11 protein-coding genes are annotated in these 15,344 nt (G+C 56.5%); 6 read left to right on the forward strand and 5 right to left on the reverse strand.

Annotated elements, in window-relative coordinates; genetic code table 11:
* Positions 1-126 precede the first annotated feature (126 nt).
* The 4 genes from ACL2XP_RS12895 to ACL2XP_RS12910 form a co-directional block, all read right to left on the reverse strand.
* Positions 127-2,493 (reverse strand): virulence factor SrfC family protein, encoded by a 2,367-nt coding sequence (locus ACL2XP_RS12895; RefSeq protein WP_413738892.1) that lies wholly within the window; start codon positions 2,491-2,493, stop codon positions 127-129.
* A gap of 65 nt (positions 2,494-2,558) precedes the next feature.
* Complete coding sequence (locus tag ACL2XP_RS12900) at positions 2,559-5,546, reverse strand: virulence factor SrfB (protein WP_413738893.1); 2,988 nt, start codon at positions 5,544-5,546, stop codon at positions 2,559-2,561.
* 3 nt (positions 5,547-5,549) lie between these two features.
* On the reverse strand, positions 5,550-7,088 hold the full coding sequence (locus ACL2XP_RS12905) for an SrfA family protein (RefSeq protein WP_413738894.1): 1,539 nt from the start codon (positions 7,086-7,088) through the stop codon (positions 5,550-5,552).
* Positions 7,089-7,229: 141 nt separating this feature from the next.
* Positions 7,230-8,144: a LysR family transcriptional regulator gene (locus ACL2XP_RS12910; RefSeq protein WP_413738895.1), complete on the reverse strand. Its 915-nt coding sequence runs from the start codon at positions 8,142-8,144 to the stop codon at positions 7,230-7,232.
* Positions 8,145-8,242: 98 nt separating this feature from the next.
* Between ACL2XP_RS12910 and ACL2XP_RS12915 the strand changes: the two genes are divergently transcribed.
* The 3 genes from ACL2XP_RS12915 to ACL2XP_RS12925 all read left to right on the forward strand — a co-directional run bounded on the left by ACL2XP_RS12915 (position 8,243) and on the right by ACL2XP_RS12925 (position 11,931).
* Positions 8,243-8,695: an ester cyclase gene (locus tag ACL2XP_RS12915; RefSeq protein WP_413738896.1), complete on the forward strand. Its 453-nt coding sequence runs from the start codon at positions 8,243-8,245 to the stop codon at positions 8,693-8,695.
* Positions 8,696-8,913: 218 nt separating this feature from the next.
* Positions 8,914-9,936: a sugar kinase gene (locus tag ACL2XP_RS12920; RefSeq protein ID WP_413738897.1), complete on the forward strand. Its 1,023-nt coding sequence runs from the start codon at positions 8,914-8,916 to the stop codon at positions 9,934-9,936.
* 294 nt (positions 9,937-10,230) lie between these two features.
* Positions 10,231-11,931: a lysophospholipid acyltransferase family protein gene (locus tag ACL2XP_RS12925; protein ID WP_413738898.1), complete on the forward strand. Its 1,701-nt coding sequence runs from the start codon at positions 10,231-10,233 to the stop codon at positions 11,929-11,931.
* 127 nt (positions 11,932-12,058) lie between these two features.
* On the opposite strand, the gene ACL2XP_RS12930 is transcribed toward ACL2XP_RS12925, so the two are convergent.
* Positions 12,059-12,457 carry an H-NS family nucleoid-associated regulatory protein gene (locus ACL2XP_RS12930; protein ID WP_413738899.1) on the reverse strand — a complete coding sequence of 133 codons (399 nt, stop codon included), beginning with the start codon at positions 12,455-12,457 and terminating at the stop codon, positions 12,059-12,061.
* 409 nt (positions 12,458-12,866) lie between these two features.
* On the opposite strand from ACL2XP_RS12930, the gene ACL2XP_RS12935 reads away from it, so the two are divergent.
* The 3 genes from ACL2XP_RS12935 to ACL2XP_RS12945 all read left to right on the forward strand — a co-directional run bounded on the left by ACL2XP_RS12935 (position 12,867) and on the right by ACL2XP_RS12945 (position 15,295).
* On the forward strand, positions 12,867-13,295 hold the full coding sequence (locus ACL2XP_RS12935; protein ID WP_413738900.1) for an OsmC family protein: 429 nt from the start codon (positions 12,867-12,869) through the stop codon (positions 13,293-13,295).
* A gap of 249 nt (positions 13,296-13,544) precedes the next feature.
* Complete coding sequence (locus ACL2XP_RS12940) at positions 13,545-14,666, forward strand: NADH:flavin oxidoreductase (protein WP_413738901.1); 1,122 nt, start codon at positions 13,545-13,547, stop codon at positions 14,664-14,666.
* Between the two features lie 194 nt (positions 14,667-14,860).
* The gene (locus tag ACL2XP_RS12945) at positions 14,861-15,295 is read left to right on the forward strand and encodes a hypothetical protein (RefSeq protein ID WP_413738902.1); all 435 of its coding nucleotides are present in this window, start codon (positions 14,861-14,863) and stop codon (positions 15,293-15,295) included.
* Positions 15,296-15,344 lie beyond the last annotated feature (49 nt).

Below are 15,344 nucleotides of genomic sequence, written 5' to 3' on the forward strand. Positions count from 1 at the left end.
GGCAGGCTGCGGCCAGGGAAGGGAATTTTACCCCGGCCAAACGTCCGGCGGTTGCCACTGAGTTGGCCTATTAATCGGTTTTGGTTGCCGGCGGCTGTCGACAGACAGCCGATCCGGCCGGCGGTATTACGCGGATAAATAATCCGGGTCAATAAGCCGAAGTATTTCCCCCAGCCGCACGCATGCTTCCGGCCCGACTTTTCCCGCTCCTGAATACCCCGCGTTTTGCAAAATCATGGCCTTTAACGCCACCAGCCAGTCAAATATATAAAACGCCGTGGTATTAATCGGCGTCTGGTTCAGGCGGGTCAGCCGCTGCGGCGATCCCCAGTTCTCCGCCGGAATTTCCATACGGGCAAAGATTTTATGGCCGGGATTGACCCGGCTGTCGGGACGCTGCGCGAGAGGTGCCCGCTGAAAACCCAGCCAGGCGACAAAATCCCCCAGCACGGTGAGCGCCCTGGCCACCTGGCGGTCGGCTTGGTTTGCCAACGGGCCGTCGCCGGCGCGCTCCCGGGGGATATCCTCAATCAGCGCGTTTAATAATACGCTTTCGATATCCAGCCGCTGGCCGGCGATAATTAATTCGGCCAGCAGCATTTCCAGCGTGGGTTTCGCCAACCCGAGCAGCGCCAGCAGCGGGCCGTTTTCCGGCAGGTCGCGCAAATAATTGATCCAGCAGCGCATCACGCGGCGCGCATACCCCGCCTCGACATCATATTGCGTCCCGCTGCGGGGTTGCTGGCCGGCCGGAGTGGGGGGCGGCATCTTTGCCGTCACTTCTGTCGTCACTTCTGCCAGCAGGTCGATAAATATGCCGACGCCAAAATCATCCCGTTGCATCAACGGCAGGGGGGACGCGGACTGGGCAGCAAGGGCAGGCTGCGGCGACGGCGAAGCGAGATAAAGCCGGCGCAGTTCGCCGCGGGAGGGGAGCAGTTTCTCCAGCAGTTCGCCATGTACGCCGGCGCGGGTCTGCAGCACTTTGATCAGGGTATCCGCGATACGCGGTTTTTGCCGCGAGTCTTCCGCGCCGGCCGGCTGGTACCAGCCGCCAAGCAGGTTTTCCGCCAATTCGCGGCGCAGCTCGGTATATTGTTCGCTTAACCGCCCCAGGCGGGCATCCGGTCGCAGTTCGGCCAGCAGATAATCGGCCATGCGCTCGACCCCGCCCGCATCCAATACCAGCATCGTGCCCCAGGCATAGCCGGGAAACCCCACGTAACGCTGCACGGCGTCATCATGGTTTTGCCCCTGGACGAGACGCCGATCGAAAGGGGTCACGGCCCAAATCAGCCCGGGTTTGCGGCGGTTACGAACCAGGGGCGTTGCGCCCTGGGTCTGTTTGACCCAATAATCCAGCGCCCGGGCTACGCACTTGATTTCCGACGGTTTGCCCGCAGCGTTGCACACCATCAGCAGGCTTATCTCACGACTATCGGTGTAACGCGCCAGCAGATAAGCGCGCTTGGCGCGCGCGATGCGCCGCATCCACGGGTCGGGCTGCGTTTTATCGTCCGCGTCCGCAACCTCCGGGGGTTCGCCGGGGAAATCCAGCAGGTCAATCTGCTCGAATACCGGTCTGCGAGGGGAGCTTTGCAGCGGTATCAGCCGTTCAACCGTCAGCATCGCCAGTTCCGCCAGCGTCAGTTCCACCGGGCGGCCCGCTCGCCCGTCGTTTAGCGGACGCGCCTTGATAATCCGATCCGGCGGCGCGTCGTCCAGCGTTTTATCAACGGGGGCCAGTGCGGCGGGCGCGCCGGCAAAAGCATGCAGGGCATGGGCAAACCGGCGGTAAGCCGCGGTCAGTTCCGGCTCTTCATCCCATAATACCGCAAACAGCCGGGCGCGATCGTCCACCCGCAAGAAAGGCGCCAGCTCCACCGCCAGCGGCCAGAAGTGCGCGGATAAAAACCGGTGGGGTTTACCATCATGGCGGGCCAGATAGTCCCATAATGCCACCACTTCGTCGCTGGTAATGCCCGCCACCGCTTCCGGCTGTCGAAGCCGCTGCAAGTGATCAAGCCGATCGGCGAACTCCTGCGGGCCCGGCGCGGCCAGCGCGGACGGCGCCGTATCGCGATAAGCCGTGGCCAGAATTTTGGCGATTTCCACCTCGGTCAACAACAGCAGGTGTCGTGGAAAGTCCTTATCCTCCATGCCGGCGCGGCGGCTAAACCGGGTGACAACGTCACTGGAGAACGGGCCGGGCGGCATATCCCCCGCCAGGGCCGGGGCTTCCCCGCCCATTACGTTCGTTAACCGGCCGTTGGCGTCCGCGGCCAGCGCCGCGATCAGATAGCTCTTCCCCGCCTGCGACTGGCCGTAAAAACCCAGCGTCATGGGGCTTAACGCCGCCGCGGACAAAGCCCTGGCCCGGGTACGGCAGCGGCGCAATTTTATGGTCAGTCCATCCGCTTCGATGTCCAGCCGCGCTGCCTGCCGCCGGGTCGCGGCGATCCAGTCTATTCCCTGGCCAATGCCTTGTTCCATAGCCAAGAGTTGCTGATATAAGGGGAGATGCGGCGGAGTTGACATTGAGTCGGCCGTTAAAGTTTTCATTGGTTATATACGCTCCCGCTATCGATCCAGTAGTGGGTCGCGCCCGAAGAACTGCCGGCCAGAGTATTGAGTTTGAGTTGCAGATGATGGGTAGGGACCCGCCCGCCGTCCAGCAGCGCCGCGTCGGCAATTTCGAAACGCTCGGGTTCGTCCAGGTTATTGTTTTTGGCCACCCTCAGCCTGACATGCACAATACCGTCGCCGGCGACCTTGCGCGCCAACTGCGGGTCGACAATGGTCAGGGTATACAGCGGGGATGCCGGCCAGCGTTCATTATCAAGCTGGCGAAAGCCCAGGCACAGCGGGCCGCGCATCTGGAAACCGCCTTTGCGATCCAGCGCGAAATCCGGCGTATCCAAATCGATATCGCGGTAATAAACGTGCTCGGCGCTCAGGGTGTTGTCGCTATCCAGCATACCGAGATAACGGACGGTGGAGTAAGGCTGGAAATCCCCGGCTTTAAACAAGAACCCCGCCAGGCGCAGGTCGAGCGCCAGCAAACAAAGCATGGCGCCAACCGCGGCGGTGGATTTGGGATTATCGATACGCCCGTGTTGGTTAAACGGATACCAATCGCTGGTATGGTATCCGTCCAACGCCACCATGCGTCCGATGGGCAGTGGTTGCAAATGCCGCAACAGCGCCTGGATTCCCGGGAAACGCGACGGCCGGCCGGTGAGCAGCAATACGTCGCACTCATACAGCGCCACCACTTCGGCGAGCGAACGCACGGCACGGGTAATGCCCAGCCGATTGGCTAAAAATTCGCCGTGCAATTTGCCCAGGTTAACCAGCAGCGGCACCCGCAGCAGCGCAAAGGGGACGGCATCCGCCGGTAGGCCGCGGCGCACTTCGCTTTCTATATAATTCAGCACCTGCGCCGTTGGCGGCTGCGTCAACAATTCGCCAAAGGTACTGGCTATCTCGGCGCCGGCATCCAGGGGATCGTAGCTTTCATACGCCTGCAGAATCGACCGGCCGATGGGCATAAAAAGCTGCAACGTGGCCTGCTGGCGCAGCACTGATTGGCCGTTGATCCGTCCTTCGCTGCCAAACAGCCTGGCCATCAACAGGTTTGGGGTGGCAACGCCGGCCTGTTTCAGCCCCTCCTCCAGGGCCGGTAAGACATAAAGCTGGATCACCTCCAGCAAAATATCGTCGCCGGCCACTTTAAACCCTTCCCGGAATAACAGGCGCGGCGTAATTTTCATCTGGTTACCGACGCCGTCATCCAGCCGGTATTGGGTGATCGCCAAATCGGTGGTGCCGCCGCCAATATCAATCGACGCGATGCGCAGGCTTTTGCCGGCGGGTTCCTGCGCCGTAGGCGTTTTATCCGGCCTGGCCATGCCGGCGAAAAAGGCTTCGGTACGCCCGCCGAAGTTGAGCTGGGTTTCGTTATACAAATAGACCATCTGGCCGCAGGTGGCTTCGTCCCATTCCATCTGCACGTCAGGCACCGGCACCAGGCTTTTAGCCCGGTCCGAGGCCGAAGTGAAATCATCATCCGCCGGATGCCAGCCCATCGCCTTCCAAACCAGGCCGAGGGCTTCCTGCATGCGTTGCAGAAAAATGGCGCGCTCGGGCGTGGACATCGCCGAGGGCAGGGTCAGGACAATGGTGCGCAATTGGCGCGGCGCCGAGGGACGCATCATTTTTAACCGCTGCGCCACGCTGTTTATTTGCATCAGCGCCTGCGCCAGCAGCTCGGACAGCATAAACGTCATCACCGAACTGCGGCTGTAATGGGCGCAAAACACCGGCATGCGCTCATCCAGGGGCAGGCCGGACAGCGGCTGCCCTTCATCATTAAGCAAATGGATCAGCGGCGCCGCGATGGCCTGGGGTTCGTTGTCGCCGTTGACCCCCTGGCGGCTGAAACGCCAGCCAGGAGCATAACTCTCCGCGTCCCACAGGTAGCGACGCGGACTGGAAATGCCGGTGGCGCCTTCGCTTCCCCGGCGTTCGGCGGCCATGCGCCCGGCTTCCCGGCCAACGCGGATAATCGAGGGCCAGATAAAAGCGTCATCACGTCCGCTTTCCACGGAAAAGTTCTGTTTGCCAAAGCGCGCCTCGGCAAATTCCACCCGGCTCTCAAACAGCTCGTTATAGAGATACTGGGGCTGGCTCAGATCGCGGATGTGCAGTTCATAGGTTTGTTGCAAACCGTTGGTTTCATCCGCATGGTCTTCAATCAAAATGCCGCAGGTATGGGAGTTGCCGACATCCAGGATCAGATCCACGTTTATTGCAGGCTCTTGCAAGGTGCCGGCGGCGATTTTGACCTCGGGCACGCACAGCTGGGTTCCCAGCATGTCCAGTAAATTCAGATAGTGCGCCTGATATTCGAAGGTTCTGAGCGCGGCGGCGATTTCCCGTTCGGGACGCTGCTCAAGGCTGCCCGCCTGCTGGGTAAATACTTCCCGCAGCCAGCCGTCCACCCAGGTCAAATCCAGGAATTGCCCCAGTTCGTCGCTGCGGTGCGCCAGGGCAAAGCCTACGCCGGTTTTACCGTCATTGGCATTGGGCGCCAGGGATTCATTATCATGGCCCGCCGGATACACCTTGGTATCAAAAGCGAGACAGACCCGATGGGTGGCGCCGTTTTGGTCCGGCGCCGCCAGGGCTAATACCTGTATTCGCGCCCAGTTATCCGGCCCGCCGGTAAATACCCGCGGCGGGTTAAAACGGAAAAAAGGCAGCGGCAGCCAGACTTTATCCAGCAGCCGCAGCGACTGCTCCAACGGAAAGCTGTATTCCGGTTTAACCACTTCCTGCGGTTTTCCCGCCGGTACCGGTACCGAATATTTACCGTTAAGCGCATTGTAATCCAGGCGCAGCAGCGGGCCATTAGCGCTTTGGCGCACAAACTTACCGGGCAATTGCTGGTCCATCACCGGCCTTAAGGCAAAATCCAGCAATTGGATACCGCTATCCTGAATCAGCGTTATTCTTTGTTTATAATCCGTTATGGTGGCCAGCATAAATTATTCTTTCTCGCGCTTGATGGTCATGGGAAACGCCGTAGCGGCGTTATAACGCCCCTGGCATTCAGCCGTGCCGTTGGCGCCCTGTTTACAGATGATTTCCGGCATTTGATAGCGGGAACCATCGCTGCACCGGGCCTTGTTGCGGCTGTTGATCACCAGGTTGCCCGATTTCATCAGTCCCGCGCCGGCGGATGCCCGGCACGTGATCCCATCGCCATAGGTGATTTTCACCGTTCCCTGGCCATGATTAAGCTGGTATCGCAGGCTCGGCGGCTTACCGGTGAGCGGGTCTTTAATCTCCGGGATGGCGCGCCAGTTGCCGTTGAGAAAATCCGTCGAGCCCTGTTTTACCGCCTCGGCGGAAAGCGACAGGGCATTTTTACCGGCGGGCGGGACGGGCTGGATCGCCGCCGCCGCGTCGCCGGCGCCGTCGTTGCGCGTTTCACCCGCCGCCGCGGCGGTTATGGCTGGAGAAGCTGGCGCGCTATTGTCCGCAGCCATCTGATTTACCGCTGCGGCCGGCGCGACGGAAACCGGCTGCGCGGTAGGTAAATCCGCTGGCACCGGCTGGGCCGCCGCAGCCGGTAATGGCATCGCGGATGGCGCAGGGATCAGCGCGGTGGACGGCCTGTTGGCGCCCGGCGGGTTGGGTTTTGCCGCCGCTACCGGCGCTGCGGCGCTATCAGTCTGGGAGCTATCATTCCGCGCGATGGCGGGCAAGGCCGGTTCTCGCGGGGTTAGCGCCTTCAACGGCGCGACGGGGGAAGATGCCATACCCGTCACCCAATCGCGGATTTGCAGCGCGAGAAACAACAACAGCAAAATGCCCGCGAGCCAAACCGCATGCCGCCAGCGTCGGCGCCCGGTTATGCCGGCGGCGGGCAAGGCCCGCGCCTGCACCGGCGATTCCGGCGCCAGATCCAGGACAGTATCCGCAATAGGCGGTGGGGCGGTGATATTGACGGACGACGACGCGGGCGGATCGCCATCGGCGGGCAGGGCGGTGAACCGTTCGTCCTCACCGGCTTCATCCGCCATCAGTTGCAAACACGCCAGGGCATCAGCGTCGGTTTTATGCTCCGGGCTGACAAAGCCCCAAAAAGTGATCACCGGTTTGCCGCCCACCAGATAGACATAATTCCGATCGGGGAATCGGATAGTTTTTGCCAACAAAGCGCCAAACAACCGCCTGGCATTTTTTTCGGCGTTTTGCGCCCGTTGGCTAAGCTCGGCCGCGGCTGCCTGGCATCGTTGCAACTCGCGCAGCGCCGATGTGCGCTGGACGAGGCTGGCCATGGCCCAGGAGATTACCTTGCCCTCAATGGGAGAGTACCAATCAATACGATCGCCGGCCTCGTTGGGCTGGGGAATGGCCAGGCACTCGGCGATCTGCCGCTGTTGCCTCAGGCGCAAGGTTTCCCTGATTTGCAGCGCCGAGGCATAGACCGGCTGGCCATTTTCACCCAACGCAAAAATATCATCTAAACTGCCGCTTCGTAAAAAAGATTTCGCCACGCCAAAGGCACCCTTTGTCATCAATATCCCAGGCAGAAAATAGTGTGTTATCTGCGACTGCGTATACTTTAATGCGCCCGGCGGCAAATCAAACGCTTAAACAAAGGGTATAACTGGCGATTATTCATGGGTTACCCGCCGGCAGGGGAATCTCGCCGCGCCTTATGCCAGCCCCTTGGCGAGAGTGGTGATAGCGTTGCGCAGCCACTTTTGCGACGAACTATGGTCATTCCTGCGGTGCCACATTAAATCAAATTGAATTGACGTGAGCGCCACCGGCGGCGGGAAAAAAACCAACCGGTCACGGGCGGACGACAATAACGCCACGCGTTTCATCAGCGTAGCGGTAAAATCGCTCCCGGCAATAATGGCCGGCACCGCAAACATCTGCGATAAAGTTAGGGCCAGTTGGCGCGAGTGGCCCGATCGGGCAAGAGCCTGATCGACCAGCCCGTATCGGTCTCCCTCCGGGGAAACCAGAACGTGTTTTAACGCCAGGAAGGTATTTAGGTCCATACCCTGTGCCACTGCCGGATGGTCATGCCGCACGAGAGTAACGAACTCATCCATTAGCAGGGGGCAACTGAGAATGCGGCTTTCGAGAGAGGTGGATGGAACGCCGATTGCCGCATCAATAGTGCCTGCATCAAGAAGATCAATCGCACTGTCGCGGGCGGTAAAGGCGTGGAGATGAAGCGTGACCCCGGGTGCCTGGATAGCGATATAACGCGCCAAAGCGGGCAGCAGCACAAAAGCCGGATAATCTGAAACCCCGAGCGTAAACGAGATAATTTCCTCATCTGGCCGAAAGGTTCTCTCTTCAACCAGGATAAGTTCCATACTTCGCAGCGCGCGGGCAATGGGTTGTGCGATATCCCTGGCTTTTGGCGTGGGCACTAGCCCCCCGGCGCTCCTGACAAACAGGCGGTCGCTAAAATGTATGCGTAATCTTGCCAGGGCGGAACTCATCGCCGGTTGACTGACCCCCACCAACGCCGCGGCGCGGGTCACATTACGTTCGTTCATTAACGCATCAAAGGCGGCAAGCAGATTGAGGTCGATACCATGAAAATTCATGAAACAAATAATCCTGTATATCGTTTATTTGTTATACAAATATAGGAGAATCATTCAGGATGCAAGCATCATCCTTATTCATCTGCAAAGAGACTATCATGACCACTGTACAAAACGACGATCCAACAGAACGTCTCCTGGCGGCGCAACGCCTGGCAGTAAACACCCTGTATCGGGCATTTAATGATAAAAACCCGGATCTGCTGGATAACGTACTGACCGCGGATTGGGAAGACATTCCGCTGGCGCCGGGACAAGCGCCGGGAGTGAAGGGAATGAAACCATTGGTGGCCGGCTTTATTACCGTCTTACCCGATATAAAAATCGTTATCCATGACCTCCTCCAGGTCCCCGGCAGAATTGCGGTACGGGCAGAAATTACCGGTACCCATCGGGGCGAAATTTTTGGTATTCCGGGTACGGGAAAACCGGTGAATTTCAGTATTCATGAGTTCCATGAAATGGAGGGGGATCGGATCAAACGTACCTGGCATCAGGAAGACTGGTTCGGTTTTTTCCGGCAGGTAGGGCAATTCCCCTCCATTAAATAAGTAACAGCGGCGCGAATTATTGCGCCGCTTCCCCTCTCTATTTCACTTCAATAAGCGTGACGCATGGCTTTCCTGTCAAAATGGCAGCAATGCATGAATACGGCGGCCAGAAAGCCGCTAATATACGCGGACGCATAGAAACCGCTTGATGGTTGCTATAGAAAAGTAGAACCATACGCATGAATTTTTCACGAAATGGCTTGGAGAAAGGGTAAAAAATGAAAGTATTAACGTTTGGAGAAATGATGCTTCGATTGAAGCCGCTCGCCAACAATCGCATTATGCAGTCAGATGTTTTTGAAGCAACCTATGGCGGCGCCGAAGCCAACGTCGCCGTATCGCTGGCGCTGCTGGGCAATGATGTGGCTTATTTAAGTAAGCTGCCGGCTAATTTGCTCGGGGAAACCGCGCTGTCGACTTTACGCAAATATGGCGTAGACACCGCGAAAATTTTGCGCGGCGGCAACCGTCTGGGGATTTATTTCCTTGAAAAAGGCGCCAGCGTACGCTCCACCAATGTTGTCTACGATCGGGCGGGCAGCGCATTTGCCGAAGCGAAACAAACGGAATTCCATTGGGAAGGCCTTTTGCAGGAGATTGATTATTTCTATTTCTCCGGCATTACCCCGGCCATTTCTGACGAATTGGAACAGGTCGTCACCGCCGCGTGCGTCTATTGCCAGGCGCATAATATCCCCGTGGTTTGCGATATGAATTACCGCGCCAAGATGTGGTCCACTGAAAAAGCCCAGGGCGTCATGTCTAAATTAATGAACTATGTCACGATTTGTATTGCCAATGACGAAGATTTTGAAGCTACGCTCGGCATTAAAGCCTTCGACGGCGATATGTCCCGCGGCATCGACCAGATAACATCATTTAAAGAAGGCATGCTGGCGGTAACCAAAAAATATCCGAATTGTAAAGTGGTGGCCAGCGTCTTACGAAATATTCGCTCCGTAGAGGAAAGCGAATGGATGGGACTGTTGCTAAAAGACGGTAAGTTTTATGAATCTCCCCGCTACCAGATGCATGTCATGGAAGGCGTCGCCGCCGGAGATGCTTTTGGCGCCGGTTTAATGCACAGCCTGCTGCATAAAGCGGAAGCCCAGGAATGGATTGATTTTGCCATTGCCGCCAGCGTATTAAAACTGACTATCACCGGCGATTTAAACCTGGTGCAAGAGTCCGATATTCGTTCAGTGATGAAGAAGGGCGGCGGCGCCAGTCTCAATCGGTAAAATATCACGGCCATTGCCAGGCCCCGGATGGGACTGGAATAGATAGAATCGTCGCTGGACATACAAAATAGCGCCAAGGCCAGGCTGTATGTCCGGCAACAGAGGTTATCCATCCTTTACTCGTTGCGTAAAACCGCCGTACCAGCCCATTCTCTACCCCGATACCTGATATCTGGTAACCCCCCCGAATCCCTGGATAATATTCCGCTTTTTTCATTTGCCCGACATTTTTCTGCCATCTCGCCGTCACACGCACTGCTTAAGGTCGGGGTAATTAAAACCGGAGGACATCCTATGTTCAGTATGGATACCGTACTTCAGGAGCTTCACCCGCAGCGTAAAACACCCCCGTGGCAGCTCAGTATCTTAAAACTGCTTTTTCGCGAGAAAGAGTTCCGCCGGCTGGGAGAGGAAAACCGGCATCTTAAAGGCATGGATATGGTCGAACAGGTGCTCGACTATTTTGACGTACGCTGCGAACTGACCGAGCGTGACCTGGAACAAATCCCCAGTTACGGCCCGGTGGTGGTGGTGGCCAACCATCCGATTGGCACGCTGGACGGGCTGGCGTTACTGCACGCGGTAGGTTCGGTGCGCTCTGACGTCAAAGTGGTGGCGAACCGCTTGCTGTCGCAGGTTAAATCCCTGAACAGCCTGATGCTGCCGGTGGATAATATGGGCAATCGTACCCGCCGTTCGCAGGTGGCATTAATGCAGGAGCACTTGGAAAATCAAGGGGTCTTGATCGTGTTTCCTGCGGGTGAAGTCTCGCGCTTAAGCGCCAAAGGCATCCGGGACGGCCGATGGCATACGGGCTTTTTGCGCATGGCGGCCAAAAGCCGTGCGCCGATTATCCCGGTACATATCAGCGGCAACAATAGCGCGCTGTTTTATTTCAGCTCGCTGCTTTATCGCCCGCTGTCTTCACTATTATTGATCCACGAAATGTTTGGCCAGCAGGGAAACCGACTGAAAGTGCGGATTGGCGCGCGAATTCCTTATTCCAGCTGGCACGACGGCCATACGCAGGCCAATGATTTAGCCGCGCGGTTTCGTAAGCACATCTACCGTATCGGCGCGGGAAAAGCGGGACTGTTCCAGTCTGAATCCGCCATTGCCCGGGCCGAAGATCGCGCGGTATTAAAACATGCGCTGGAGAATACCGAAACGCTGGGCCATACGCCGGATGGTAAAATCATTTATTTATACCGCCGTCACGGCGAAGACCATGTGCCGATCCTGCGGGAACTCGGGCGGCTGCGTGAAATCGCATTTCGCGCCGTGGGCGAAGGCAGCGGCCGCCGCCGCGATCTGGATGGTTACGATGACAGTTATTATCATCTCGTATTATGGGACCCGCAGGCGCTGGAAATCGTCGGCGCCTATCGCTTTATTCCGACCGCCGGGCATGCCGGTTGCTACAGGCAGGACAGTATTTACAGCCAAAGCTTATTCCATTATGGACAGCAGATGGATGCTATTTTGGGGCAGGGGATTGAGCTGGGCCGCAGTTTTATTCAGCCGGCCTATTGGGGTAAACGCGGGCTGGATTATTTATGGCTGGGGATTGGCGCCTATCTGGCAAAATATCCGCAGACCCGGTATTTGTTCGGGCCCGTGTCTATTTCCGGCGCGCTGCCAATGGCGGTGAGGGATTTGCTGGTCGCATTTTATCGGCTATATTTTGCGCCAACCTTACCGCTGGCGACGTCCCGCCGCCCTTATCCAGCCTCACTGCCCAACGTGCTGGCGCAGTTTTCCGGGGATAATTATAAGGAGGATTTAATCCGCCTGAAACGTCTGCTGGCAAATTTTGGTTGCAGCATTCCACCGCTCTATAAGCAATATTCTGAACTATGTGAGCGGGGCAGCGTGCAGTTTATTGATTTTGGCAGCGATCCGGCGTTTAACCACTGTATCGACGGGCTGGTATTGGTGGATATCAGCAAATTAAAACCGGCGAAGTATGAGCGTTATATTGCGGTACATCAATGAGTTGTGTTACTAACGGATCTAAATAGTAACCATTGTGCTCTAATTGTCGACGCGGTGCAATCTGCTGGTATTCCACCAGGAAGCAACAATATAGCCGATAAGGGAACGGCTATATTGCTTGGCTGGATCAGACCGCGAAATCTTCCAGAGATTTGCCGCTATCAAGCAATGCTTTCATTGCTTTTGGCGTACGGCCCTGGCCGGTCCAGGTTTTTGATTCGCCAAATTCATCCGTGTATTTATATTTGGCAGGGCGCGGATCGCGCGCTTTTTTAGCCTTGGTGGCAACTACGCTGGCAAGCAGTTCAGACGGGTCAATTCCATCTTCCTGCAACTGCTGGCGATACTTTTCAAGTTTAGCCAAACGGCCTTCGTTTTCAGCGCGAAAAGCTGCTTCTTCAGTACGGCGGTCTTCAGTAATTGCCGTAAGCTTTTCCAGAATTTCTTCTAACGTTGAAAGTTCCAGCTCACGAGCTTGCGCCCGCAACGTACGAATATTGTTCAGTGATTTAAGCATTTCTGACATTGGGGACCCTGCCTGTTATATTAGATTAAGACGTGCATTTAATAATAACCAAAAGTATATAGCATGAATGTAAAAGCGCATAACATTTTAAACGACTTAGAGAACAAAAAATTGGTTTTTGTTATTCGCATAATACTTATAAAGTTAATCATCAGCTATAAAAGACTTAATTTAATCGGCGGAATTTGCAGTTCCAGCGCATAGCGCAACCCCTTGTGCGCGGACATTTCATAACGTTACTTCCAGTAAATATCAGAAATACTTGCCAGCAATTTTATAATCGCCTCCGGCCGCCGTTTTGATACCGAATCCACAAGGACAGCGGCATCAAGGGAGTGAGCCGCTGACAGGCAGAATCGGTACGATCTTCTATACTTATGGCTTATTCTGGTAATTAAGGAGAAAAAACATGACCATTCATAAGAAGGGGCAGGCCCATTGGGAAGGCGATATTAAACGCGGCAAAGGTACGGTCTCGACCGAGAGCGGCGCGCTGCAACAGCAGCCCTACGGTTTCAATACCCGCTTTGAAGGCGCTGCGGGCACCAATCCGGAAGAATTGATTGGCGCGGCCCATGCCGCCTGTTTCTCTATGGCTCTATCTCTGATGCTGGGCGAGGAAGGCTTTACGCCTGAAAGTATCGACACCACCGCGGATGTCTCGCTGGACAAAGTCGATGGCGGATTCGCCATCACCAAAATAGCGCTGAACAGCACGGTGAAATTGCCGGGCGTTGATGATGCGGTATTCGATAAAATTATTCAAAAAGCGAAAGCCGGGTGCCCGGTATCGCAATTGTTGAAAGCCGACATAACGCTTGATTATCAGCTTAATTAAACCACCCGCCGACTAAAACCACCGGTATCAACAGACCATCCCGCTGCTTCCAGAGGCCACTCCGGAGGCAGCGGGTCATGGAACATTTATAGAAGCTAGAAGGCGATGCGGGCAGTTGGCCGTTGGCAGTCTGTGCTGCTTTGATTCCGTGGTTTCCCCGTGGTTACCTGGTATCCTTTGAGTTCCTGATTGACACCAGGTATACGAAGTATACTATGGTTTCATCGATCCAAACTGGAAAACCATACTGTGACCACATCCAATGTAGATGCCTTATTTCAGCCCTTTCATTTAAAGAACCTGTCGTTGAAAAATCGCATCGTTATGGCTCCCATGACGCGTAGCTTCGCGCCAGGCGGCATTCCGGGCGAAAATATTGCGGCGTATTATCAACGGCGGGCGGCGGGCGACGTGGGCTTGATCCTGTCCGAAGGCACGGTCATCGACCGTCCCGCCTCCAGAAACGACGAAAATATTCCTTTATTTCATGGCGATGCCGCACTGGCGGGCTGGAAACGGGTCATTGATGCCGTTCACGCCGCAGGCGGCAAGATGGGCCCGCAACTCTGGCACACCGGTTCAGTGGCCAGTTTTATGACCGAGTGGGTGCCTGCCGCGCCGGTCGAGAGTCCGTCCGGACTGATTGCGCCAGGCCAGCCTCGCGGTGAGGTAATGAGTGAAGAGGCCATTGCCGACACGATCGCCGCTTTCGCCAGCGCGGCGGCCAATGCCAAACGGCTGGGTTTTGATGTCGCTGAAATTCACGGTGCGCATGGTTATCTGATTGACCAATTTTTCTGGGCCGGTACTAACCAGCGTACCGATCGATATGGCGGCGCCACATTGAAGCAGCGTGCCCGCTTTGCGGCCGAAGTTGTCAAGAGCATGCGCGAGGCGGTCGGTCCCGACTTCCCGCTCATCCTGCGCGTCAGCCAATGGAAACAACAGGACTTCGCGGTGAAGCTTGCTCCATCGCCCGAAGAGATGGGCGACTGGCTTGTGCCCCTGGTCGAGGCCGGGGTGGATATTCTGCATTGTTCGCAACGGCGGTTCTGGGAGCCGGAATTTGCCGAACTTGACGGAGAGGACGGGTTGAACTTCGCCGGCTGGGCGAAGAAGCTGACCGGCGCAGCGACCATTAGCGTGGGGTCGGTAGGACTTTCGGGCGACTTCATGGGGTCTTTTGTCGGCGAGGGTTCAAAACCCGCCGGTCTGGATAACCTGATCCAGCGGCTGGAGCGTAACGAATTCGACCTGATTGCAGTTGGCCGCGCGTTGCTGACCGACCCGAATTGGGTCACAAAAATCCGTCACGGCGAACAAGGCGCACTGCTGGATTTCAACGCCGCTGACCTGGGCGAATTGATCTGAACATGGCCGGACCTTCCGCGAGATACCGTGGAAGGTCCACTCCGCCGGCGATGGCGGCACAGCTCCCAAGGGTATATCCAACAGGCGGGCGGCAGATTCCTCCGAGATAGTCATCCGGTGCATTCATCAGAATGTCTATATCTGTTATATTAGTGCGCTAGATCACAAAAAGCCTTAAAGGAAGATACCACACGATGATTAACCGTTTCACCCTTACCGCCATTGCGGCTGCTTTTGCGCTGACGGGATGCGTAAAACACGTTACTTCTTCAAATGAACCCGTGGCCGCAGATTTTACCAATGGCCCGACGCTGGTCACCGTGACGCATGTTCCTGCTCCCACCGCAGATGGTGCGACCGTCTTTGTTACCGTTGACGGCAACGATGCGGGCGCCCTGGCCACTGGCGAAAGCGTAGCGCTTCATGTGCCCGCAGGCTCGCATCAGATTGGGGGTTATGCCCGGTCGCTGATCGGCCGCGTCACCATTCCGCCGGTCAACGTCACCACAACCGCCGATACGCCAAAGCATATTGCTTATACGGTGACGAAAAGCAAACCGACCTTTGCGGAATTGAGCGCCGGCCCGAACCCACAGCCGCAGGAACCACAGGCCGCGCCGCAGGGATAAAGATTGACGACGAAAACCCGCTGGACCCTCGCGGCTTATTACCATTCAC

This window comes from Sodalis sp. RH21, from assembly GCF_047324175.1.
In the GTDB taxonomy this organism is placed as follows: domain Bacteria; phylum Pseudomonadota; class Gammaproteobacteria; order Enterobacterales; family Enterobacteriaceae; genus Acerihabitans.

Excerpts from the sequence above, each read along its gene's own strand:
- ACL2XP_RS12930 (WP_413738899.1), bottom strand. The coding sequence starts at position 12,457 with ATGTCAGAAATGCTTAAATCACTGAACAATATTCGTACGTTGCGGGCG.
- ACL2XP_RS12895 (WP_413738892.1), bottom strand. The coding sequence starts at position 2,493 with ATGGAACAAGGCATTGGCCAGGGAATAGACTGGATCGCCGCGACCCGG.
- ACL2XP_RS12915 (WP_413738896.1), top strand. The coding sequence starts at position 8,243 with ATGACCACTGTACAAAACGACGATCCAACAGAACGTCTCCTGGCGGCG.
- ACL2XP_RS12920 (WP_413738897.1), top strand. The coding sequence starts at position 8,914 with ATGAAAGTATTAACGTTTGGAGAAATGATGCTTCGATTGAAGCCGCTC.
- ACL2XP_RS12935 (WP_413738900.1), top strand. The coding sequence starts at position 12,867 with ATGACCATTCATAAGAAGGGGCAGGCCCATTGGGAAGGCGATATTAAA.
- ACL2XP_RS12910 (WP_413738895.1), bottom strand. The coding sequence starts at position 8,144 with ATGAATTTTCATGGTATCGACCTCAATCTGCTTGCCGCCTTTGATGCG.
- ACL2XP_RS12945 (WP_413738902.1), top strand. The coding sequence starts at position 14,861 with ATGATTAACCGTTTCACCCTTACCGCCATTGCGGCTGCTTTTGCGCTG.
- ACL2XP_RS12900 (WP_413738893.1), bottom strand. The coding sequence starts at position 5,546 with ATGCTGGCCACCATAACGGATTATAAACAAAGAATAACGCTGATTCAG.
- ACL2XP_RS12925 (WP_413738898.1), top strand. The coding sequence starts at position 10,231 with ATGTTCAGTATGGATACCGTACTTCAGGAGCTTCACCCGCAGCGTAAA.
- ACL2XP_RS12905 (WP_413738894.1), bottom strand. The coding sequence starts at position 7,088 with ATGACAAAGGGTGCCTTTGGCGTGGCGAAATCTTTTTTACGAAGCGGC.